This window comes from Streptomyces avermitilis MA-4680 = NBRC 14893 (genome assembly GCF_000009765.2).
In the GTDB taxonomy this organism is placed as follows: Bacteria; Actinomycetota; Actinomycetes; order Streptomycetales; family Streptomycetaceae; genus Streptomyces; species Streptomyces avermitilis.
The window spans coordinates 23,525-45,732 of sequence record NC_003155.5 but is presented as its reverse complement, the minus strand read 5'-3'; the positions used below and the strand labels follow the sequence as shown (position 1 = coordinate 45,732).

20 protein-coding genes and 2 pseudogenes are annotated in these 22,208 nt (G+C 67.9%); 15 read left to right on the top strand and 7 right to left on the bottom strand.

What is annotated here, in order from left to right; translation table 11 throughout:
* Window positions 1–300 precede the first annotated feature (300 nt).
* Window positions 301–573, top strand: a complete 273-nt coding sequence (locus SAVERM_RS00620) for a hypothetical protein (protein ID WP_010981472.1) — start codon at window positions 301–303, stop codon at window positions 571–573.
* 381 nt (window positions 574–954) lie between these two features.
* Window positions 955–1,626, top strand: a complete 672-nt coding sequence (locus SAVERM_RS00615; protein ID WP_202497278.1) for an SMI1/KNR4 family protein — start codon at window positions 955–957, stop codon at window positions 1,624–1,626.
* Window positions 1,627–1,686: 60 nt separating this feature from the next.
* Here SAVERM_RS00615 and SAVERM_RS00610 read toward each other — a convergent pair whose 3' ends face one another.
* The gene (locus SAVERM_RS00610; protein WP_037651961.1) at window positions 1,687–3,684 is read right to left on the bottom strand and encodes a hypothetical protein; all 1,998 of its coding nucleotides are present in this window, start codon (window positions 3,682–3,684) and stop codon (window positions 1,687–1,689) included.
* 81 nt (window positions 3,685–3,765) lie between these two features.
* On the opposite strand from SAVERM_RS00610, the gene SAVERM_RS00605 reads away from it, so the two are divergent.
* Window positions 3,766–4,068, top strand: a complete 303-nt coding sequence (locus SAVERM_RS00605; protein WP_010981469.1) for a NucA/NucB deoxyribonuclease domain-containing protein — start codon at window positions 3,766–3,768, stop codon at window positions 4,066–4,068.
* A gap of 52 nt (window positions 4,069–4,120) precedes the next feature.
* Here SAVERM_RS00605 and SAVERM_RS00600 read toward each other — a convergent pair whose 3' ends face one another.
* Window positions 4,121–4,588, bottom strand: coding sequence for a hypothetical protein (locus SAVERM_RS00600; protein ID WP_037651959.1), 468 nt, complete (start codon window positions 4,586–4,588; stop codon window positions 4,121–4,123).
* 354 nt (window positions 4,589–4,942) lie between these two features.
* Between SAVERM_RS00600 and SAVERM_RS45200 the strand changes: the two genes are divergently transcribed.
* Complete coding sequence (locus SAVERM_RS45200; RefSeq protein ID WP_255253771.1) at window positions 4,943–5,074, top strand: hypothetical protein; 132 nt, start codon at window positions 4,943–4,945, stop codon at window positions 5,072–5,074.
* A 95-nt stretch (window positions 5,075–5,169) separates the two neighbouring features.
* On the top strand, window positions 5,170–5,766 hold the full coding sequence (locus SAVERM_RS42540) for a hypothetical protein (protein ID WP_154696701.1): 597 nt from the start codon (window positions 5,170–5,172) through the stop codon (window positions 5,764–5,766).
* A 342-nt stretch (window positions 5,767–6,108) separates the two neighbouring features.
* On the opposite strand, the gene SAVERM_RS00590 is transcribed toward SAVERM_RS42540, so the two are convergent.
* The 4 genes and pseudogenes from SAVERM_RS00590 to SAVERM_RS00575 form a co-directional block, all read right to left on the bottom strand.
* Window positions 6,109–6,921 carry a phosphatase PAP2 family protein gene (locus SAVERM_RS00590; protein ID WP_042492582.1) on the bottom strand — a complete coding sequence of 271 codons (813 nt, stop codon included), beginning with the start codon at window positions 6,919–6,921 and terminating at the stop codon, window positions 6,109–6,111.
* 202 nt (window positions 6,922–7,123) lie between these two features.
* Entirely contained in the window at window positions 7,124–8,080 is a 957-nt protein-coding gene (locus SAVERM_RS00585; RefSeq protein WP_010981466.1) for a hypothetical protein, read from the bottom strand.
* Window positions 8,077–8,418 carry a PadR family transcriptional regulator gene (locus SAVERM_RS00580; protein WP_010981465.1) on the bottom strand — a complete coding sequence of 114 codons (342 nt, stop codon included), beginning with the start codon at window positions 8,416–8,418 and terminating at the stop codon, window positions 8,077–8,079. The genes SAVERM_RS00585 and SAVERM_RS00580 overlap by 4 nt, the downstream gene beginning before the upstream one ends.
* Window positions 8,419–9,940: 1,522 nt before the next feature.
* Window positions 9,941–11,710, bottom strand: a pseudogene (locus tag SAVERM_RS00575) (Helicase associated domain protein); the annotation flags it as partial.
* A 659-nt stretch (window positions 11,711–12,369) separates the two neighbouring features.
* On the opposite strand from SAVERM_RS00575, the gene SAVERM_RS00570 reads away from it, so the two are divergent.
* The 10 genes and pseudogenes from SAVERM_RS00570 to SAVERM_RS00535 all read left to right on the top strand — a co-directional run bounded on the left by SAVERM_RS00570 (window position 12,370) and on the right by SAVERM_RS00535 (window position 21,163).
* Entirely contained in the window at window positions 12,370–12,612 is a 243-nt protein-coding gene (locus SAVERM_RS00570; RefSeq protein WP_137951135.1) for a hypothetical protein, read from the top strand.
* The gene (locus tag SAVERM_RS00565) at window positions 12,612–13,181 is read left to right on the top strand and encodes an RNA polymerase sigma factor (RefSeq protein WP_078234668.1); all 570 of its coding nucleotides are present in this window, start codon (window positions 12,612–12,614) and stop codon (window positions 13,179–13,181) included. The genes SAVERM_RS00570 and SAVERM_RS00565 overlap by 1 nt, the downstream gene beginning before the upstream one ends.
* A gap of 118 nt (window positions 13,182–13,299) precedes the next feature.
* Window positions 13,300–13,536, top strand: coding sequence for a helix-turn-helix transcriptional regulator (locus SAVERM_RS00560; protein ID WP_042494098.1), 237 nt, complete (start codon window positions 13,300–13,302; stop codon window positions 13,534–13,536).
* 752 nt (window positions 13,537–14,288) lie between these two features.
* Window positions 14,289–14,690 (top strand): SseB family protein, encoded by a 402-nt coding sequence (locus tag SAVERM_RS00555; protein ID WP_370628407.1) that lies wholly within the window; start codon window positions 14,289–14,291, stop codon window positions 14,688–14,690.
* On the top strand, window positions 14,680–15,339 hold the full coding sequence (locus SAVERM_RS00550) for a hypothetical protein (RefSeq protein WP_037651954.1): 660 nt from the start codon (window positions 14,680–14,682) through the stop codon (window positions 15,337–15,339). The genes SAVERM_RS00555 and SAVERM_RS00550 overlap by 11 nt, the downstream gene beginning before the upstream one ends.
* Window positions 15,339–16,225 (top strand): annotated as a pseudogene (locus SAVERM_RS45435) (putative T7SS-secreted protein). Before SAVERM_RS00550 ends, SAVERM_RS45435 begins: the two are co-directional and overlap by 1 nt.
* 56 nt (window positions 16,226–16,281) lie before the next feature.
* Window positions 16,282–20,034 carry a DUF6531 domain-containing protein gene (locus tag SAVERM_RS00545; protein WP_010981457.1) on the top strand — a complete coding sequence of 1,251 codons (3,753 nt, stop codon included), beginning with the start codon at window positions 16,282–16,284 and terminating at the stop codon, window positions 20,032–20,034.
* An 8-nt stretch (window positions 20,035–20,042) separates the two neighbouring features.
* Window positions 20,043–20,567: a hypothetical protein gene (locus tag SAVERM_RS00540; protein WP_010981456.1), complete on the top strand. Its 525-nt coding sequence runs from the start codon at window positions 20,043–20,045 to the stop codon at window positions 20,565–20,567.
* Complete coding sequence (locus tag SAVERM_RS45195) at window positions 20,564–20,698, top strand: hypothetical protein (protein WP_255253770.1); 135 nt, start codon at window positions 20,564–20,566, stop codon at window positions 20,696–20,698. Before SAVERM_RS00540 ends, SAVERM_RS45195 begins: the two co-directional genes overlap by 4 nt.
* Window positions 20,699–20,842: 144 nt before the next feature.
* Entirely contained in the window at window positions 20,843–21,163 is a 321-nt protein-coding gene (locus SAVERM_RS00535) for a hypothetical protein (protein ID WP_242432213.1), read from the top strand.
* Window positions 21,164–21,173: 10 nt separating this feature from the next.
* Here SAVERM_RS00535 and SAVERM_RS00530 read toward each other — a convergent pair whose 3' ends face one another.
* Window positions 21,174–22,058, bottom strand: coding sequence for an IS5 family transposase (locus SAVERM_RS00530; RefSeq protein WP_010981454.1), 885 nt, complete (start codon window positions 22,056–22,058; stop codon window positions 21,174–21,176).
* Window positions 22,059–22,208 lie beyond the last annotated feature (150 nt).

Here is a 22,208-nt window from a genome sequence, read left to right as displayed (position 1 = left end):
GCTCTCCCCGTCAACGAGGGCTTGGAGCACCGTGGTGCGGCGCATACCGACTTTCGCGGGGACCGGGCCTGCCCGTGAGCACACAGAGGTCGTGCGGTCCCGGTCTCTGCGCCGCGATGTGGCTGCTGCCCAAGTTATGCAGCGGAAACGGAGTTCGCGCGGCGGCGGGGTCTGCCCGGGGAAGCGCCCGGCCACTACCCGACGTCACCGCGCACCTGAAGGACGTGACTCTGGAACTGCTTCAGGAACTGGTCGCCGACCATAGAGAGTTTGAGCAGGCCGCAGGCATACAGTCACGGCATGAACAAAACAATTGCGTGGCTTCTGACATGCGCCGGAGCCGGCGTGATCCTGTGGTTGCTGACCAGCGCGCCAGACATCAGCTCGGCTTACCCCCGCTCCGAGTGCCACTCCGTCCTCGGCAACGACTCGAGCCCCGCGCATGGGTCGATGGAGGACGGAGTGGAGGCGACGTGCGCCACGTACCAGTCGCGCCGCCTGGGCTGGGCGGTCCTGGTGTCGGTGCCGACGGTGGTGCTCGCCTCAGCGGGCATGCGTAGCCGAAGCGCCTGACGGAACTTCTCCCGTATCTATTCCTCGGCTGAAGTGCTGAACGCGCTCCGCAAGTCGGGTCTAAAACTGACGTTCATCGTTGACACCTGGGTCTCCGGTCACTACGGAGATCCATATGCCGAAGTCCACTCCCACCACCCCGCCACTTGACCGTGAGGCCAAGCGGCAGCCAGCCGCCCGCGCCCCAGCGAAGCAGTCTCAGTGAGCGGCTTCGTACGGACGGGGGCCTGCGCCTGTTCGCCGTCGCCGTCGGCTTCTCCGACGTGCTCGACGACCTCGTCTTCCGGGCGACACGCGCCGATGTCACCGCCGCCGTTTTGTGCAGGGGGAGAGGTTCGTGAGGTTGCCGGAGCGCGGCACGAGACCCGTAGAGTCGCAGGTATGACGGACGATCAGCAGCAGGAGCAGGCCGTGGCGGGCGCCTGGGCGAGGATCGAGGAGTGGCTGGAGCGGCACGCTCCGCGCTCCTACCGGATGCTTCCTCCGCCCGCCCCGGAGGCCGACATCCGTGAGGTCGAGCAGGAACTCGACCTCACCGTCCCGCCGGGCCTCAAGGCCTTCTACCGCCTCCGCAACGGCACGGGTCACCCCGGTGACTTCGGCTGGACACCCGAACCCGACACCGGGCTCCCCCTGCAAGGACAGGAAACAGCCTGGCTGTTGCCGAGGAAGCACGGGATCCCTCCGGTGCAGCATCTGCCGTACTGGGATGAAGGCCCACACACGATCGGCCGGCCGGACGACCCCATGGTGCGGTACCTGGCCTTCGCCGCGACCGACCGCAGCGGTCTGTACGGGCTGTTCACGGACTGCACCCCAGGAACCGGCTACGGACGGATCGGAACCTTCGAAGAGGCCGGCATCCCCAAGTTGGGCGTGTGGTCGTCGTTTGCCGACTACCTCATCGAAGTCGCCGATGCCCTGTACGAGAACCGCGGCGTGGAGTACGCGGACGGACACCAGGACACGAAGGTGCCCGGTCTCGTCGATCAGGCCCTGGTGTGGGACGGTCCGGCGCATCCGCGGGACCCGGAATGGACACGCTTCGCATAGCACTGTGGCCGGAATACCACAGGGTGCTCCGGCCACAGGCTTGGTCATTCAAGGGTCAGGTCAGCCGACCTTCTTCCACGCGCAGACCGTGTCGGCGTTCTTGCAGTGCTCGAAGCCAGGATCACTGATGAAGAACCCGTCCTTGTCGAGCAGCCGCATCTGGGGAACGAACTTGATGCCGAGGTCGCGGAAGGCGCCAGTGTTCTGATCCGTGGGAACGGAGGCACGACCACACTTTTCGTTCCACTTCGGGCCGGTGTAGCCGTCGCGGTTTTCTGCAAGCAGTCCCCACGTGCCGCCGGTCATGGGTTTGGTGTAGAGCTGTGCGCATTCTTTCCCGGAGGCGACCTGGTTCGGCCCCTTCGGCATGCCGCCGCTCTGGTACGTACTTGCGGGCGCGTACTCGTCGCACGATCCGTCGGGCGTGGCAGGGTTGGGCTTGAAACCGCTGGTCCCTGTGGGGCAGACGATGCCGCGGCTGTCGTCGTTGGTCCAGTCCCCGCCGTCCGGATCGGCGTTGTTGCCGGGGCCGAGGTAGGTGACGAGGGAATCCCACTTCCGGCTGCCGGGGTGGGAGGGGAGTTTCTCCTGCAGCAGCCAGTAGTAGGCGCCGGCCGCCGGGTACAGGTTGGTGTCGACCGTCCAGGTGGGCTTGAAGTACGGGAAGACACAGCCGGTCTTGATGTTGCCTCCGGCGATGTCGTCACAGCGTGGCGCCAGTTCCCGGACACGGACGTCGCCGCTGGTGCCGAGGCTGGTCTGCGCGTGAGCGTTGCCAGCGTCGACGGAACCGAGGAGGCTCCAGCCGAGGTCGAACTGCTCCTTGCCGGTGCCGTTCCAGATCGTCTGCCTCTTCGCGGTCATGGCGTACTGGGCGCCGACCTCGCCGACCGCCCAGTGCGGCGTGGTGTTGAGGCCGTCGTTGCTCGACCACTGGACTTGCGAGCTGGTGCAGTCCTTGCAGTTGTCGCCCGGCTGCCAGGTGAGGTGAACGCCCTCGGTCGCGTCGTCGATCTGCGTCGGGACCACGGTGAGCTGCTGGTCGAACTCCGCACGGTCCGTGCCGGTGTCCGACTTCTTGTTGTACAGCTTGATCTGCTGGGACAGCGCGAACGTGGCGGTGCCGAACCTCGGCAGGTCATCGGCGTCGACGAAGATCAGGGTCGCGTAGCCGACCTTCTTCAGACACGCCTCGCCCCGGTTCATGTAGTCCTTGCCGTCCGGTTTCGCGGCGCACCACGAGACGAGATCGGCGCCCCGAAGAGCTTGCCTCATCGCTCCCTTGGCGACCGCCGCGTCTTCGGGAGTCGGCGCGTCACGACTGATTTCGATGCACACCTTCCGCCCCTCGGCGTCCGGGGCGGAGCATTTCCGGCCGTTGTCATCGCCGCGCAGTCCCGTGACCGGGCCGGGATCGGTACGCGTGAATTCGATCGGAGTCTGCGCAAGTGAGTCGATGCCGGACGTGGCCTGTGGTGCCGGGAAGGTGACGTACGGCTTCTCGGCCGGGGGGACGTTGATCTTGAAGGTGGAGTACGGGGACCAGTCGCTCTCGTACACGTTGCTGGTGGCGTCGTACCCGGAAGAGCGGACCGCGTAGGTGACACCGTTCTTGAGCTTGCCGGCCGGAACCGTGACGGAGGCCGGTTTGCCGGCGGTCACCTCGCCGGAGACGAGGACGCCCCACTGGTTCTCGTCGGTCAGCTTGACGACCGTGGCCGTGGGTTTGCCGCTGGAATCGGTGGTGTGAACTTCGAAGGTCGCGGTGGTCTTGTGGCCGCTGGGGGCAGTGACCGTGTTGCGTAACGTCGGTGTGGTGGTGTCGGTCTGCCACACGTTGTTGGTCTTCGTGAACGGCGGGCCGACTTCGGGGCCGTTGGGAGTGTCCGGCTCGGCGGCCGCAGCTGCCCGTGCCCCGGGGCCGTGGACGGGCGGCGGGTTGTCGGAGCCGTCGGCCGAGTAGGCGGTGCCGGTGGCACCGGATCCGATGACGATCGCGAGGATCGTGCCGAGGGCTAAGCGACGTCTTCCTGTGGTTCTTGCGGTGAGGGATATCAACCTGCGACCTCTCTGTGGGAACAGATGTACGAATCCCATCAGGCCGCCGGTGTGAGAACCATGGCCGAAGTCACGGTTTAAGTGACGAAAGAAAGAAATGAGCCGTCAGCGAATCCCCTCCGGGTCGGGCTGAAGGCTGCCCTCGGCGGACTGAGGACGGTCCTTCCCTCCGGCTCGCAGTGCGACGAGTACCCCTTCGCCACCACCTACGAAGGTGCCGCCGAGTACGACTACGACCCTGACGCGAGAAAGTTCAACTTCTCCGTGCGTCCGATCGCGAAGGCGGACAACGGGGCAGGCGGCAGCCTGCTGCTCAGCTTCTACGCGAAGAACCGCCTCATTGACGGCCTCGAGGACGGATTCGGCGTGAAGATCGTCTCCTGACCCGTGTGAAGCCGGGGCGGCGGCAGTATGCGGCCGCCCCGGCTCCCGCCGGTCAGGCTGTGCGGGGCCAGAACTGCACCAGATACTTCTCGACCCCGTGGCCAGTGCCCTCCTCCTCCGACAGACGCGCGGCCACGGCACGCCCGGTGCAGCTCACCCGCACACGCCAGAGCCCGCCCGAGTCGGCCAGCGTGATCACCTCGTCAGCACGCCCCAGACTCATCGACCACACGGCGACTTCGCCGCTGGCCGAGTCGTAGTCGGCTTCCGCCTGCTCGTCCCACTGCACCCGGTCGTGCGCGGCTGGCGGGCCGTCCCATACCGCGACGGTGACCGACGCGGTGTGCGTGTGGCCGGCGCTGTAGATATCGAGCCGTCCCGGGAAGGCGTTCAGGAACACCTCGTCGGCGAAGTCATCCGGGAAGGGGGCCAGGATGTCTCCGTCATCGGACTCCTGAAAACCAAAGCCGTGGTAGCCCACGTCAGCGTCAAGATGCTGCTGCCGGACAAGCTCAGCCATGAGAGCCCCCTTCCGACTGGTGGAGAACGCGGCGGAACTGCGTGCCGCGCTGCGCGAGATGTACCAGCGAGCCGGAGCGATGCCGCTGCGGGAGATGGAACGCCGGGCCGGTCTGGGGCGCCTTCCCCGCAGCAATGCTCAACAAGGATCAGATGCTGGCCTTCCTCATGGTCTGTGACGTGCCCGAGCGTGAGCACCAGGACTGGCTGGACGCTAGCCCCCGGATGGGAGGACGCAAGCCCCCTCAGGCCGGGGCTGCTTGAGCAGCGACGCGGGCGCGCAGGAGCGCGGGCCCCAGACGATGGGCGGGGCCATTCGCCGTAGCCGCCGTAGAAGGCGACCCGCTCGCCGTGGATGGCCACTGCCTTGGCGCCCCGTACCTGGTTCGGCCACACCCTCACGGGCCGGTCGGGGCGTATCTCGACGAGCGGGAAGTCGGTGTACGTGCACGCCCAGGCGGTGGTGCCCGACACGTTCAGGGCGTAGCAGTCGAAGAGGCCAGGGATGCTTGCGCCGTCGGACGTCCAGTAGATGTGGCCTGTGGGGCTCCAGCGGCGGATTCCGGCCGGGTTTTCGTCGAAGTGCCCGACCCAGATGTGGCCGGCCTCGTCCACGAGCAGGTGCTCGATGGCGTCCCCGACGGAGAAGGAGGAGGCCTCGCGGCCGAGCGCGTCGAAGACCTGGACCTGGTCCGCGTCCTCGTACCGGCGGGCGCGGGATGCTGCGACGACGAACCCGCCGTCAGGCAGGCGGTCCAGGTGCGGCCAGCGGGCCCGCACGGCGCTCAGCTCGGTGAGTTCGACGTCGCCGCCCGGATGTACGGAGACGACCAGCGCGTCGAAGGGCAGGACATCGCCGCCGGGCTGCGGAGCGCGGTCGGCAAGCAGCCAGTGGGCGGTGCCGAAGACGTCGACGGTGCTGGTCAGGACGTGGTGGGCGTGGTGCGCTCGGGGAAGGTGGGCATAGGGAACGAGGGCAGTCTTCTGCACGGGCGGGCTCTCCTGGGTGGGCGGTCACGGCGTTCGGGCGCTGCGGTGAGCGGCGGCGGTGCGCGAGCGGTGGAGAGCGAAGCGGGCCGCCTAGAAGGCATGGCCCTTTCTGGTGGTCATGAGGTGATCATCGTCGATGTGTGGCCCCCGTGCCAAACCCTTTCGGTCCAGCGCTCACGCCATCTGTGACCCCACCCGCTCAGCCTCGACGAGGGCCAACCCGCCCGCCAACTCGAATACCCAGCGCGACAAGTCCAGTGCTCATTGGACAGATGCAGTGCACGTCGCACGTCCCTAACCGGCTTGGCGTGGGGAGCTACAGACGACCCGTGATCGATTGATGTTCGGCAACAAGTCGGAATAGGCGAGAGAACAGGAGGCCGGCACCGACCTGTTGACCGGACTATGGGAGGACACGTCGGGCGGGAGCGCATCCCCGCTCGGGCGTCGACGGCTTCTACGACTGGGCGGTGGCATCGGACAGCCGCTTTGCCAGGATGCGCCGGTTCCCGCCCGGAGCCGGCCGGGTGGTCAGCCCAGTGCGGGGCGTGTGCGGCGTGCGGTGTGTGCAGGCCGCCCGACTGCGGCGTACCAGACCAGGGCCGCACATATGAAGCCCGTCGCCGCGGAGACCAGTGACCTTGTGAGGGTGTCGTTGCGTGCGCCGGAAACGAGGGCGACGGCCAGTGCCAGCGTCAGGGTGATGACGGGCAGCGCTCGAGGGCTCCGCGTGGCGCCCGGCGCGGCGGACGGCGGCAGCAGCCAGGTTGCGAGGCCGTAACAGGCACAGGCCAATAGTGTGGCCCCCAGCACTTCGCTGGGCCGGTGGCCGCCGTTGGTCGCGCTGTAGGCGGCGATGCAGGCGAGCCACAGCACACCGGCCGTGGCGACGTAGGGGCGGATGCGGGGGGAAACCACGAGGACGGCGGCGAGGGTCAGCGCGGCGGGGATGGCCGTGTGCCCGCTGGGGAACCCCTGATCAAGGAGATTCTCGGGCGCGCCCACCAGATCGGGGCGGGGCAGGGTCGATTTGAGCACCTCCTTGCCTCCGGTCGTGAGAATGACGACCCCGAGCGCCGCGCACCCCGGCCACCAGCACCGCCGCACCAGGGTGAGGACCACGATGACGGCCAGGCCCACCATCAGGGTGGGCTTGGCACTCAATTCCAGCGGCGGCAGGGGCGTCGAGCCGTAGGCCGCTCCTGACAGGGGGTAGAACCATGCTTCTTCGCCGCCTTGTTTACCGAGACCAAACAGGGCGTTCTCAGCTCGTTGCCCCCACGGGGTGCAGATGGCGAGCAGGTAGACCGTCAGGAACCCCAGGGTGTACAGCAGAGCCGGCATCCACGGCCGTGTCGTACGCGACAGGCTGGGTGCGTCGGGGGCCTCGGGGGCCTGTCTTGAGGCCCGCGGACGGTGCGCGGGCAGGGTCGGAGGATCGTGCTGAGTCATCGCTCTGTTTCTTCCGTTGAGGGGAGTTAGGTCACGCACGTCTTGTGGCACGACGTGGGCCGCCGGGCTCGGCCGGCCCACCGGGGGTCCGCTCCTATTCGGGGAGTGCCTGGCCCTGTCGGCGCTGGGCGGTGATCGCCAGGGCAGGGAGGGGTGCGATCAGCAGGAGGAGAACGACCAGGTCCGGAAAGGACTGCATGAACGCGTCCGGCTGGGCGACGATCGCCTGCGTGCGGACGATCGCGACCGCTGCGACGGGGATCAGCCACCGGTGGTCGCCGGTGGCTGCCGTCGCCACCCACGCGCCGAGCAGCGCGGCGACCTCGAGGACGAACAAGCCGCGCTGGAAAGTCGGACTGACAGAGATGATGTGCAGGCCCCCGGCCACGAACATGGCGAGCACGACGGGGGCTAGCCAACGGTACGAGCGGCGTCGCAGACGGCTGGGTCGGCAGAGCGCCAGCACGGCGCACGCGGCGCACAGTGTCCCCGAGAGCGCCAGGTCACGGGCCGTTATCGGGGCGCCCAACCCGTAGTAGCTCAAGCCCGCCTTGCCCTCGTCGCCGAAGAGGGTGCGGCCGTGGGTCGTGGCGCCGGCCCAGATCATGGATGCCGCGGCCGGCAGCGCGATCCACGCTCTGCCACGCAGCAGAGCGATCAGGCCGCCCAGCGGGAGCAGCCCGTAGGGCAGCAGCCGAATCCGCGTGGGACCTCCGGCCCACGGATACCAGCCGGAGAAGTGGAAGGCGATGGCGTGCTGTCCGGGGTCGATGTGCAGTGCCCAGTGCCACACATCCTGCAAGTACGGAACCAGCGCCAGCGCGGCGAGGGCCAGGGCGGCCAGATGGATGCCGTCCAGCCACCACGGCCGAGTAGTGTCGTCAACGGTGGCACGGGCGCGGGCCTGCACCCCGGCGCGCACCAAGGCGGCAACTTCCCGCGGCGGCGGCCAGGAGCGGCCGGGATACGCCTCGGCAAGGCAGGCCAGCAACTCCTTGCCCTGCCGGGAACGGTAGGATTTGGGATAGGCCGCAAGCAGCAGACGATTCATGCCGGGGCCGCTCCGGCATCCCGCGCGCGTCCGATGACGACGGCCGCCGCCTGCTGCATCCGCAGCGCTTCCCGGCCGAGCGCCTCGGTGCCGTCCTCGGTGAGCCGGTAGTAGCGCCGCGCTCGCCCGTCCACGATCTCCTCATGGCCGGCGGCCACCAGCCCGGCCCGCTCCATCCGCTCCAGCGCCCCGTAGAGCGTGCCGACAGCGATCCGGAGCCGTCCGTCGGTGGCCTGCTCGGCAGCCTTGATGATGCCGTAACCGTGCAACGGACCATCCATGAGCGCAGCAAGGATGAAGTACTGCGGTTCCGTCAACGGCGGGTTCCGTCTGGTCATGCATCAATCATATATCGAGCTACGAAGTATATCTGCCGGTCTTGGGTGATCACTGGCAGCGCCTCCACGCCCGCGGTGAGCGCCACCCTCTCCCGGCTGGCGGGCGCGAAGGCGGTCTCCTCGACGCCCCCGCGCGGCGATGGCGGATGCTCACCGCGACCTGGTCCGGGCCGAGCGGAATGTCATTCCCACCGTGTCCGCCAGACCCGACTCGCCTCCGTTGAATCTTCCATGGGCCAGACTCTGTTCGCCCGGACCGGCCGGGCGAAGCCGGCGAGGCAGCGTTCGATGAGGCCCGACCCGAGTGGTCGCTTCCCCAGTGCCTCCGGGAAGCGCAGATCGCCGCCTGCGGCCGTCTGCCATGCCCCGTCGATGATTCGGCTCGGAGGGTCTTAATCCGGTTAAGTGAAGCGGCCTCACCGAAATCCTTGCCCGCGCACTCCGCGACCGGGGCCGCGAGGTCGAAGTCGAGCACCTTCACGTCCACTTGCCGCGCGTGCTCAAGACGCCCGCCAGCGGAACCGCCCACCCCAGCCCCACACAGGAGGCCACCCGATGAAGCGCCGTCTCTGCCGCCGATGCGGCCAGGCGCCCGGCGCCCTCTCCCCCGAGGACCAGGCCGCGTCGATCAGTTCCGTGCGATGCTCGCCGCCCTGCGCGACCGGAGCCCTGGACCCCCGGCCACTGCCAGGACCTCGCCGTCCGCGTGGGCCGTTCGTTGAGCGCGCTCACCCGCGCCCGAGTGACGACCACGGACCCGACATCATCGCCGTCGCCCTGCAACACCCCGGCGGCTCGTACACGCCCTACGGCGAGCGCTACCGGGAACTGGGCTGGCTGCGCTGCGAGACGGACTCGATCCACGGCGCGTGGAATCCGGCCTACGCGCCGCTCACCCACGCCGCGGCGGGCCTGGACCTTCCGGCCGTCGTCGGCATGGCCCCGGCGAACTACGGCGTGCATGTTGAAGCCCGGCGACCGGACAACACCGGGTACACGCTGCTCCGCCTCGGTCCCTACAACCAGACTGGCTCGCTTCCCGCGACGCCGATCGCCTCAACACCGAGCTGGCGGGCAGCGCGGCCACCGTCGGCCCCGGGTTCACGGTCACCGCGAAGGCCGCGCCGTTCGACGTCAGCGACCACGAGAGCTACGACGACCCGTACGAGACCGATGCCGCCGTGCTCCTGGCGGCCGCTATCGCCCGCGAGGTGTCGGCATGACGACGGCCCTGTACGAGATCGAGACCAGCGAGACCGACGACGGAAACGCCCGTCTCGCCGAATGCCTCTGGACCCCCAGCGGCGAGGACGCGGCCGACAACGGGTTCATCGCCTACCGCGGGCTGTACGTCGCCGGCATCGGAGCCCGAACGACGACCGGCCGCACCCGGACAGGTTCGTCTTCCTTGGCAAGTCAGCGTGTTGAAGGAGTCGTCAGTGAGGACAGCGGACGCGGTTTCATCGGCTTGAGGCCTCCAGGGGGAAGGACATTCCACCCGCACAGCACTCTCGATTCGTGCTCATCGTCCGCGGCCTGCCGCGCCTGTTATGGCAGTTGCCTGAAAGCGGCGTTCCCGGCTGGCGGGGCGTAGCCGGACGCGGGCGTCCAGACCTCCGCCGGTGGCTGCATGCAGTGTGATCTCGCCCCCGGAGGCGTGCACGAGGTGGCGGACGATGGGCAGGCCCAGGCCGGTGCCGTCGTGATGGGAGTCGGAGGCGCGCCAGAAGCGGTCGAAGGCCCGTTCCCGGTCGGCCTCCGACATGCCGGGGCCCTGGTCGATGACGTGGAGATCGGCGCCGGGAGCGCGGGCCAGGGTGATGGACGTGCCGGGCGGAGAGACCCGCAGCGCGTTGGCGACGAGGTTGTCGATGATCTGTTCCAGCGCGCCGGGAATCGCCCACACCCGGCCGACCGCTGGGCCGAAGACCGTGATGGTGACGTATTGCTCGGCGGCGAGTGGCTCCCACATGGCCGCCCGCTCGGCGAGGACGGCGTCCGCGTCGACGGGTTCGGGGGTGGTGGCGGTGTTTTCCAGGCGGGCCAGGGCGAGCAGGCCGTGGACCATGCGGCTGAGGCGTTCGACCTCTGCGATGGTCTCTTCCAGGCTGGGATGGGCGCGGGGGTCGAGGTAGGGCTCGAAGTTCTCCAGGCGCAGCCGCAGCGAGGTCAGCGGGGTTTTGAGCTGGTGGGAGGCTTCGGAGGCGAAGCTGTGCTGGGCCTGGAGCAGGTGCTGCAGGCGGGTGGCGGTGTGGGTGAACGCGGCGGCCAGGCGGCGCAGTTCGGGCGGTCCGCTGCCGGCGTCGGGCGGGTTGTCCAGACGGCCGGCGGCGAGTTGGGTGGTGGCGCGTTCCAGGGTGCGCAGGGGGCGCGTGATCCAGCGGGCCAGGGTGAACGCCACGAGCGCCACGGCGGCCAGGACGCACGCGCCGGCCAGGGCGAGGGCGGCCCAGATGCGGTGTTCCCGGTCGGTGACCATGGTCATCGGGTAGGTCACCCGCAGCCCGCCGCGGATCGTGGTGCCGGAGGAGCCCGGCATGGTTGCCGCCAGAACGTCACCACCATCAGTGCCGGTGCGGGTGGCGACCGTGGTCTGGTTGCGCAGGGCGGCGGCGATGTCCGGCTCGCCGGCGAGCGTGGTCCCGGTGGCGGTGGTGCCTGCGGAGTCGGTGAGCAGTCGGCCGGTGCGGTCGACGATCACGATACGGGCGCCGGTGTTGTCCTCGGCGTACTCCCGGGCCAGTTCCGGCAGGGCCGTCAGGTTGCCCTTCTCGATGCCGATGGCCTCCAGGAGCTCGCGCTGCCCGTCCATCAGGCCCTGCCAGACGGCGTGCTGACGGTTCTTCGCGACAAACCGTCCGACGCCCATCCCGTGCACGGTCACGCCGGGCAGGACGTCGGCCTGGCCCTCATCGCGCACCAGCTCCCGCAGCGCGGCGTAGTGCCGCTGCCAGTCCACCGGCCAGTCCGGGTTCCAGTACGGGTCTACGGCCTCCAGCGCGGCCTTCCACTCCGGGTGGCCGTCCAGCGCACCCGCGCGCCGCAGGTTGCTCAACCACTGCCCCACCGGCCTGTCCAGGGCCGTTGCCGACCTCGGAGCACAGAGGGTCCAGTGATCCTCGTAGTACGCCTTCGCGGCCTCCAGGTTCTCCTGGAAGCGTTCGTCAGCGACGCTCCACACCATGCCGAGCTTCTCCAGCCGGCGGGCGCGCAGGCCGCTCATCTGCCCTGCCCCGTAGGCCCGTCGCTGTTCTGCCACCCATGCCCCAAGGGGGTATGCGCCCTCTTTATGTCGCGGGTCCTCTTTCTGCGTAGTGCGGGTGTTCTGGGCTGGTGGTTTCTCAGTTGTAGCGGTTCGTTTCGTGTTGCTCGGGGCCGGTTGGTGGTCTGGTGGTGGGGGCTGCGGGCTTCTGGCCTGGGGGTCGTGCAGGTTGCCTGGGTGGCGTGCAGGTTGATTGGGCCGCTACGTAAGAAGCGGCGTGCGGGCCTCGGGCTGGGGGGTGGTCATGTGGTAGTGCCGGAGTTTGAGGGCGGGGTCTGGCCGGTGGTGGGGTGGTGCTCGCGGAGAGCTTGCACGATGTTGGTGACAGTCTGCGGGGAAGTGTCAGCTGGGCATCGTCATCTGAATGTCAGTGGCGCAGCCTCAGTGACCTGGTAGTTGGCACTGGCGGATGGTGCTCACCTGTTGCTGACATGGGTGACGAAAGGCCAGGCCATTCTCATGCCGACTGCTATAGCGGGTGCGGGGTTGCCTCGGCTGACATTTCGGCGAGGTTCGCGATCACCTCATCGGGTGGCGTCTGCGTAGAGAGGAAGGGACCGGCCATGCTCTGCGCCTTTTGACGCGGTGCCGAAACATCCACATTGGCATGTAATGCAGGAGGGGGTTCGTGACTTAAGGAGGTGATGCGGGGCTCGGGATGCGCCGCCGAGACAGAAATGGGAGGCACCATGGACCCGGTGACGTTCACCGCGGGCTGTGGCGTGGCGACTTCGGCGGTCCGGCTCGGATACGTCTGGCTGAGCGCGTGGTCGCACAGGCGCCGCGTCGAGTTGGAGATCCATCGCGCTGAGTTGGAACGTGCGACTCTGATGGAGACCATCAGCTCGCTGCCGCCCGGCAGCGAGGTCACTGAGGTTCTGCGCGACGGCCGGCGGGTCACGATCAAGCTCCCGCCCAGTAAGGCGGCGTGATGAGCGAAACCCCGGCCCAAGCCGGACGGAGGGAGCCGCTCCCTGAAACCCGGCCAGTCCCGTCGACCGAGTTGGTGAGGCGCGACGACTTCTCCGTCTTCTATCGCACCGAGAAGAAGCGTCTGATCGCCTTCCTGATCTACGCCGGGGCACGTGTGTGGGAGGCCGACGACCTCGCACACGAAGTACTGTCCCAGCTGCTCCCCGACCGGTGGAAGACCCTGGAGTATCCTCGCGCCTACATGCGCAAGTCCGCAATCCGCGCCTATTTACGGCAAAACGAGCGCACCCGCGAGATCCCGACGGACGAACTCCCCGACCTGCCGGGCGGGATCGACCCGGTGACTTGCGTGGAGCTGTCCGAGCAGACGAACGCAATCATTGATGCGATCCAGCAGCTCCCCCCGACCCAGCGCACCGTGATGGCATTCGTGATGAGCGACTCCGACACCGCGGAGATCGCCGAAGCGCTCAACATGGCCCCCGGCGCCGTCAACACGAACATCTGCCGTGCACGTGCGCGCCTGAAGACCACGCTCGGCCTCATGAAGGGAGACAACAATGCGTGAGTTCCCGCTCGACAAGCACGAGCGGACCGAGGCCGACGACCGCCTGGACCAGATCCTCGCCACCACCCATGCCGAGCTCGTCGACGCCATCGCAACACAACAGGACCACGCGCGCACGATGACGCTCATCCCTGGCTCCGGTACTGCGGAGGAGCCGACGAAGACGATCGACCGGGCGCTGTGGTCGTACAAGGAGATCGCCGCGTACATCAACGTGCGGCCCGATAAGGTGCGCTGGTATCGCAAGCACGGGCTTTTGCCGGCGCCGGACCACGTGGAAGGCGGCAAGCCGTACTGGTACTCCGACACTGTCCGAGCCTGGATGGCGTCCAGGCCCAGCCGCCGCGAACCGTGACCCGCGATGGAGCTGAGCAGGAACTCCGGCGGCTCGGAACCGTCGAGCAGGCTATTCGGGGCAATTGGATGCCTGGGCTTCCTTTCGTGCTACAGGTCCAGACGGCGAAGCGAACACCTGAAGCAGCTGCACGGGCCGGCTACGGCCTCTGGCCGTCACCGTTCTCAGCCCGTCGTCCCGTACCTGTGGTGGGGGACGACGGCAGGGGAGAGATCGGGGCGAGGGGTGCCATCGTGCGGGGTGCGGTCAGCGACCTTCCTGGTGTCGTACTTGCTCGGCAGGTGCTTGGTGTTCTGCGCGTACTCGATGTGCTGGCGAGTTCCCGGTAGCCCCCGCTCTTTGCGTACACCATCACCGGGACGTACGGCATGACGCAGCCGATCCTGGAGGTGCCGGCAGGACGATGTCGCACGGAACGGTTGGCTGGCTCAGCGTGATGTCGTTCGTCCGCATGACCGTCCGTCACTTGCTTGCACGGTGACATGAAAGCGACGGTTGCTCCGGCTGGCGTTTGCGGCGTGCCGTGTGCAGTTGTGATGATGTGCTGTATGTCTGAGCACGGGGGTGCGGTCGACGGGCCGCAGAGGGTTCCACGGTCGCGACTTGCGGACTACGCGGATATGACTGACGCGTCGGCCGCTCCTGAGCCGGTGACGTCGTCGCGTGAGCAGCGGGAGCCGGATTCACAGCAGGGAGAACATCCGCCCTCTCGGGAGCCTCTGCGCGAAGCTGCACGCGAGGTACCCGAAATAGTGGCACGCAGGCGGGAGTTCGCGGCGCTGCTCGGCGACTTCCGCCGTACCCCCGTCCTGGTCCCGCTTGGCGACGGTCCCGGACCGGACGAGGAACGCGGCTTGTTGACTGCGGACTTGGGTGGCATCCGTTTCATCCTGGCCTTCTCGGACGAGCAGGCGTTGGCCCGTTACGCGGTGGCACGCGGTGAGGCGGCGCGTGAGTGGACGTACCAGACGATCCTCGGCGCGCGACTGCTGGATGTGGCGGTGCCCGCGGCAGGGGTGCCCTGGGGGGTGGCGCTGGACTGCGCGGACGGCGAAGAGGGCATGGTCTTCCCGCCGGTGCGCGGCATCGTGCCGGACGAGGCAGCACTCGACATCGACGCCGACAGGGACGCGGGGGCGGGGCATGAGCGGTGACGGCAAGGACCTGAAGACCGAGGGGCTGGCGCTGATCGCCAAGGGTCTGACCGAGGCGCTGGGCGAGTTGAAGGAGCTGGGCATGGTCGGCGAGGCCGGAGCCGGGCGCGGCTTCGGCGACATCGCCCTGTCCGGGCTTGAGCTCGGCCACGAGGGCCTTACGGGTGAGTTCACGTCGTTCTGCGAGCGCTGGGAGTGGGGCGTGCGGTCGCTGATCAACGAGGGCAACGGCTTCGCGCTGAAGACGGGCCTGTCGGCGGGCACATACTACGAAACCGACAAGTACATCGAGGGCACCTTCAAGGTCGTCACCAACGCGGCCATCGGCAATCCGTACGCCTCAGAGGAGAACGTTGAGAAGATGGGCTGGGGCGACATCGCCACGTCCGGGGTGTACGGCGGCAACGTGGACTACAGCAAGGAGTCCTTCGATCAGGCGATGGCCAACAGCGGGCAGGCCTGGAAGGACGCGGGCCGGGACGTGATGACCTCGCACACGATCGGTCCGGTGCCGGGCGTGAACCCGGAGGAACTGCACGGCGCGTTCGGAGTGTCCGACGACGAGTACAACCAGTACCTGGACGACACCTTCGGGCCCTCTCCCGAGGCTCGCGCCAAGGCGGCCGAGCAGCAGGGCGGTGAGGGCTGATGGGACTCGGCGATGTCACCAACTCGCTTCTGGGTGGCGCGGAGAACCTCTACGACGCGGGCAAGAAGAAGCTCGGCGAGGGCGTCGACTGGGCCACGGACAAGGTGGGCGAGGGCCTGGACAAGGTCGGTGCGCACGACTGGGCCGACAGTGTGGAGGACTGGGGCGACGAAATCGCCTCCGACCTGGGGCCACCCCGGGTGAGCAGCAGCTCGGCCAGACCGAGGAGCCCGACGAACTCGTCTACGGCCATCCGGACAAGATCCGCGAGAGTGCCAAGCACCTGAAGGACTTCCACGGCGCCTTCGACAAGGTGAGTTCGGGGCTGCGGAAGGTCGACTCCTCCGGCTGGCAGGGTGAGGGCGGTGAGGCCTTCCGGGAGAAGTTCGGCGTCCACCCCACCAAGTGGGCACAGGCGGCCGAGGCGTGCAACACGGCGGCGGGGGCGCTGGAGTTGTACGCGGACACCCTCAAGTGGGCGCAAGGGCAGGCGAAGGAGGCCGTCGAGCTCTACAAGAAGGGTGTCAAGGCGTCCCAGGACGCGGTCGACGCCTACAACAAGAAGGTCGACGCCTACAACGCCAAGATCAAGGCGAACGAGGACCCGGGCCCGAAACCCGAGCCGTTCCACGACCCCGGCAAGGCCGACATCAAGGCCGCCGCCCAGAAACTCGCCGAGGCCCGCAAGCAGCGCAACACCGCCGCCTCCGAAGCACAGGGCAAAATCAAGGCCGCCCTGGCGCACGCGCCCGCGGAGCCCCCGCCCCTGGACCGCATCGGCAACGACCTCAAAGACGGCTTCCAGGCGGCCAACACCGAACTCACCCACGTGGTGGGCGGCGCCCTCAAGGGCACGGCCGGCCTGGTGACTTCGCCCCCGGCCTGAACCCCACCGACCCCTACAACCTCACCCACCCGGCCGTCTACCTGCAGAACGTCAGCATGACGCTCTCCGGCCTGGTCTCCACCGCCGCACACCCCGAACGGGTCGTCCAGGCCGCCGTGGACGGCTTCAAGAAGGACCCCTCGGAGTTCGTCGGCCGCCTCATCCCGGAACTCATCGGCACCAAGGGCGCGGGACTGGCCCGCGGCGGGATGCGGCTCGCGCTGAAGGAGGGCATGGAGGGGGTTGCGGAGCAGGGGCTGCGCAAGACCGCGCGGAACGCGGTGGAGGACGCGGCCGAGGACGCGTCGCGGCAGCGGGGCGCAAAGATCTGCGAGAAGGACCCCGTCGATGTCGCGACCGGCCGGATGGTACTGCCACAGATCGACGTCTCGCTTCCGGGGCAGCTGCCTCTGGTCGTCAAGCGCCAGTTCGAGTCGTCGTACCGGCTGGGCGGCTGGTTCGGCCCGACGTGGTCCTCAACGCTCGACCAGCGCCTGGAGGTCGACACGGCGGGTGTTGTCCTCGTCGGCGAGGACGGCCTGGTGCTCGCCTACCCACACCCGGCCCCCGGCGTGCCCACCCTGCCCAGCCACGGTCCGCGCTGGTCACTCGACCGCACGGACGGCGGCTACACGCTGACAGACCAGAAGTCGGGCCACATACGGCACTTCGTCGACCGCTCCGACACTCTGGCGGTGCTGGAGCAGCTCGACGACCGCAACGGCAACTGGATCACGTTCGAGTACGACGCCGACGGCGCACCCCGGTATCTCACCCACAGCGGCGGCTACCGCCTGCGCATATCCACGGAGGCCGGGCGTGTCACCGCGCTGCACCTGGCCAGCGCGGCCGTGGACGGCGGGGACCAGGATCTGATTCGCTACGGCTACACCGACGGCCACCTCACCGAGGTCGTCAACTCCTCCGGCCGCCCCCTTCAGTACGTGTGCGACGAACTCGGCCGCATCACCTCCTGGACCGACACCAACGACAGCCACTTCAGCTACGCCTACGACGACGAAGACCGCTGCACCCACCAGTCGGGCGCCGCGGGCCACCTGCGCTCAACCTTCGCCTACGGGGCAGTTGACCCCGGCACCGGCGCACACACGACGACCGTCACGGACTCATACGGTCAAACCACCCACTACCTGATCAACCGACGCTGTCAGGTGATCGCTGAGACGGACGCACTCGGCGCGGTCACCCGCTACCAGCGCGACCGCTACAACCGGCTGCTGTCCCAGACCGACCCCCTCGGGCATACGACCTCGTTCCGCTACGACGACGCAGGCAACCTCGTTGCAGCGACCCGCCCGGACGGCCGCGAGGCACGGGCCGAGTACAACGCCCTCGGCCTGCCGGTGAAACTGGTCAATCCGGATGGCACGATCACCCGGCAGACCTTCGACGAACGCGGCAACCTCACCTCGGTCACCGACCCGTCCGGTCAGACCACCCGCTTCGGCTACGACGAGGGTGGTCGTCTCACGTCGATGACTGATCCGCTCGGTCACACCACCGGCATCGTCTGCGACCGGGCCGGACTGCCGTTGACAGTCACCGACCCCCTGGGCGCGGTGACGCGATACGAGCGCGACGCCTTCGGCCGCACCACTGCGATCACTGATCCAACCGGCGCCACCACACGGCTGGAGTGGACAGTGGAGGGCCACCTGTCTCGGCGCACAGCTCCCGACGGCACGAGTGAGTCGTGGACATACGACGGTGAGGGCAACTGCACCAGCCACACCGACCCGGTCGGGGGCGTGAGTCTGTTCGAGTACACGCACTTCGACCTGCCCACCGCCCGCACCGGCCCGGACGGGGTGCGCTACGAGTTCGAGCACGACACCGAGCTACGCCTGTCCCAGGTCACCAACCCCCACGGCCTTACCTGGAACTACGCCTATGACGCGGCCGGGCGGCTGGTCGCGGAGACGGACTTCGACAACCGAACCCTCACCTACGAGTACGACTTCGCAGGCCGCCTCGCCTCGCGCACCAACGCCCTCGGCCAGATGATCGCCTTCGAGCGCAACGAACTGGGCCAGATCGTGCGCAAGGACGCCGCCGGACAGGCCACGACGTACGCCTACGACTTCACCGACCAGCTGGCGCAGGCCACCGGTCCGGACGGCACCGCGCTCACCATCCTGCGCGACCGCCACGGCCGTATGATTTCGGAAGCGGTCAACGGCCGGGCACTGACCTACGACTACGACGAGCTCGGTCGCCGTACCCGCCGCACCACCCCCAGCAGCGCCACGACCATCTGGTCCTACGACGTGGCCGGGCGCCGCACCAGCATGACCGGCTCCGGTCGGAGCATCGACTTCGTCTACGACGAGGCAGGCCGCGAGCTTGGCCGCCGCTTCGGCCACATCACCCTGGAACACTCCTTCGACGCCCTCGGCCGCCTGACATCCCAGTCCGTGCTGGGTCCGGCCGGTCGCAGGACGCAGCACCGCCAGTACACCTACCGCGCCGACGGCCACCTGATCGGCATCGAGGACCAACTCTCGGGCAAGCGCCGCTTCGATCTGGACCTGGCCGGCCGGGTGACGGCCGTCCATGCGGTGAACTGGACCGAGACCTACGCCTACGACGCGGTGGGCAACCAGACGTCGGCCTCCTGGCCGGCGGGTCATCCCGGCCAGGAAGCGATCGGCAATCGCACATACACGGGTACCAGTCTCACGCGCGCTGGCCAGGTCCGCTACGAACACGACGGCCTCGGCCGCATCATCCTGCGCCAGAAGACCCGACTGTCCCGCAAACCCGACACCTGGCGCTACACCTGGGACGCCGAAGACCGCCTGACCTCCGTGACCACCCCGGACGGCACCCGCTGGCGCTACACCTACGACCCGCTGGGCCGGCGCACCGCCAAACTCCGCCTCGCCGAAGACGGCGAAACCCTCGTCGAGCGAGTCGACTTCACCTGGGACGGCACGGTTCTGTGCGAGCAGACCACCACATCTCCCGACCTGCCCCACCAGGTCACCCTCACCTGGGACCACCAGGGCCTACGGCCGGTCACGCAGACCGAACGTATCGTCGCGGCCGACGCACCCCAGCAGGAGATCGACTCCCGCTTCTTCGCCATCGTCACCGACCTCGTCGGTACCCCGAGCGAACTCCTCGACGAGCGGGGAGAGATTGTCTGGCGCACCCGTGCCACCCTGTGGGGCAGCACCACCTGGGCGAAGAACAGCACGGCATACACGCCGCTGCGTTTCCCCGGCCAGTACTACGACCCCGAAACCGGCCTGCACTACAACTACTTCCGTCACTACGACCCCGAGACCGCCCGCTACGTCACCCCCGACCCCCTCGGACTCGGCCCCGCGCCCAACCCGGCCGCCTACGTGCCCAATCCCCATATGTGGGCCGACCCGCTCGGGCTGAAGTGCGAGCCGCCGGAGGGATACACCTCCCAGCCCGCTTTCAAGAACGATCCCTACCACCCCGACGCGGTGGAGCGGGGGATCAACGAGATGCGCGAGTTGTACGGGATCAAGGAACGTCCGCCGAGCGGCATGATCGGAGCCAATGGGACCCAGGTGACAAGCAAGACCATGTGGAATCACGGGCCGTACCGGATCGACGTTGAGAATCCGAATCCAGGGCAGCGGGCCGGGCAGCTGCATTTCCAGGACCAGAGCAACCCCACCGCGAAGTATCAGTACAATTTCGACGAAGGGAAGTTCGACGGATTGCCGCGTTCGGTTGAACGGGAAGTCGGCAAGATTCCTGGTTTCGAAGCGGGTATCCGCAAGGGGCTCAGGGTTCTGGGAGAGGATTAGCGATGAGAATGAACGAGATAATGCTCAGCCTTGCCGGTGCCGAGCTGCCATCGGTTCTTCCGGACGACGTTCCTGCCGCGTATCGTGCGATCGCGGAGGAAGGCTGGACCGTGGACGGGAATGGCGCCTACCTGCTCTCCGCGTTGCAGGCGGGGTACCACGGATCCACCGCTGGAGAATTCGAGGATATTGTTCACTTCGAAGCCACGGTGAACGGGCGCGGCATGATGGACTACGACCTCCCCGCTTCAGGGCCCGAAAGGCAGAATCGGCTTTTGCGACGCTCCATCGCTTACGCCTGCCTGGCCTTGCAGGCTGCCCCTGCGGAAAGCGAGCACCCACTCCTGGGGTACGTTTCCCTCTCGGAGGGCGGCCTGTCGGACGACACCCTCACGGCTAATGTCACCTTCTGTACACGCCGCTCAGGCATCCCGCCCTACGTCAGCGACATTCAGGATTACTCCGAGGAATCACTGCTTGAGCTGTCCAGAGATGACGCCGTGAACGCCCTCAAAGGTGCTGACGGCCGGTGATTTCTGCAGGATGGGGCCGGACCCGGCACATTCACTCTCTGCTCGATCTGGCCCGCACCGTCCACCAGCCCAGGGCCTTCGACACCCCTGGGCTCAACCGGTTCGAGAACCAGGCCCGTGGCGACGGCTAGGGCCTGTCCGATGGGTCGTATGAGCTGATCAGAGCCGTGGCCTAATGTTCGTTGAACGAAGGGGGCCGCATGTCACGCGATACAGCCGTAGCAGAGGTGGGGATGAGGGGAATCACGTTTCCTGCCTGGCACGGAGAGCACTACGTGACCCTGGCTGAGGTGCTGGTTCGGCTCGGCAGCTTCGGCCTGGACCTGACGTGGCGCATTGAGTTCGACGAGATCGTCGATCCTCGCTGTGTCGAGATGGAGAGACGGTCCGCCGACGCCGGCATGGACACGTTGACGCTGTTGTCGTTGACGACCCCCTTCCTCCAGTTGATCGACGCCGAAGCACGTGGGTTCGCCGGGGACGAGCTGGTGCTCGTCCTGACCGAGTTCGACAGCTCCTCGTGGGATGTCAGGGCTGTCGACAAGCGCGTACTCAGCGAACTTCGCCAGCACTACCCGGGTGCCGAGGATCTCTGAACGGGGCACTTCACTCCGGACGCAGCCATAGGCGGATCGCCGCCACGGTGACCGTTCCGTGGAAGACGTACGCCCGTTTGTCGAAACGCGTGGCGATGGCTCGGAAGTTCTTGAGCCGGTTGATGGTCCGCTCGACTTCGTTGCGGCGGCGGTAGATCGCCTTGTCGAACCCTGTGGGCCGACCGCCTCCGCTGCCGCGGCGCCGACGGTTGGCCCGCTGGTCTCTTGGCTCGGGGATCGTGTGCTTGATCTGACGTCTGCGCAGGTGACGCCGGTTGCGGCGTGACGAGTACGCCTTATCGCCTCCAACATGGTCGGGCCGAGTGCGCGGTCGTCCACCAGCCTGCCGGGGCACGCGGATCTCTTCCAGGACGGGAATCATCTGCGGTGCATCCCCCCACTGGCCGGGCGTGATGAGGAACCCGAGCGGGCGGCGCCCGCCTTCCCCGGCGAGGTGGATCTTGCTTGTGAGCCCGCCTCGCGAGCGTCCCAGGGCCTCATCGGGACGGTGGCGCGCGGGGCTCCTGCGTCGACCCGGGATCTTCGGGGCGCGGGTGGAGGCGCCAGCCGCGTGCTGATGAGCGCGGCAGGTCGTGGAATTGACACTGACCATGCTCCAGTCGATCCGGCCCTCGGCATCGGCGTCGGCCTGGACGGCCCGCAGGATTCTCTCCCACGTTCCGTCCGCCGACCAGCGTCGATGACGGTCGTGGACCGTCTTCCAGCTACCGAAGCAGGGAGGCAGATCCCGCCAGGGGAGGCCGGTCCGCTGCCGGAACAGAATCCCGTTGATCACCCGGCGGTGGCATTTCCAGCGTCCTCCCCGCCCGCGATTCGCCGGCAAGTGCGGCTCCAGGCGAGCCCACTCCTCATCCGAAAGATCTCCCCGCCCCATGTCCCACGGAACGAGTTCCCAACGGGAGCGTCACTCGACCCATCGGACACGACCTAGGCCTCCCGCGGCGTGGACGCCGGCGTCCACGAGCTGCCGAAGAAGAAGACCGCGAAGCAGCAGTCGGCCAAGAAGACGACGGCGAAGAAGGCC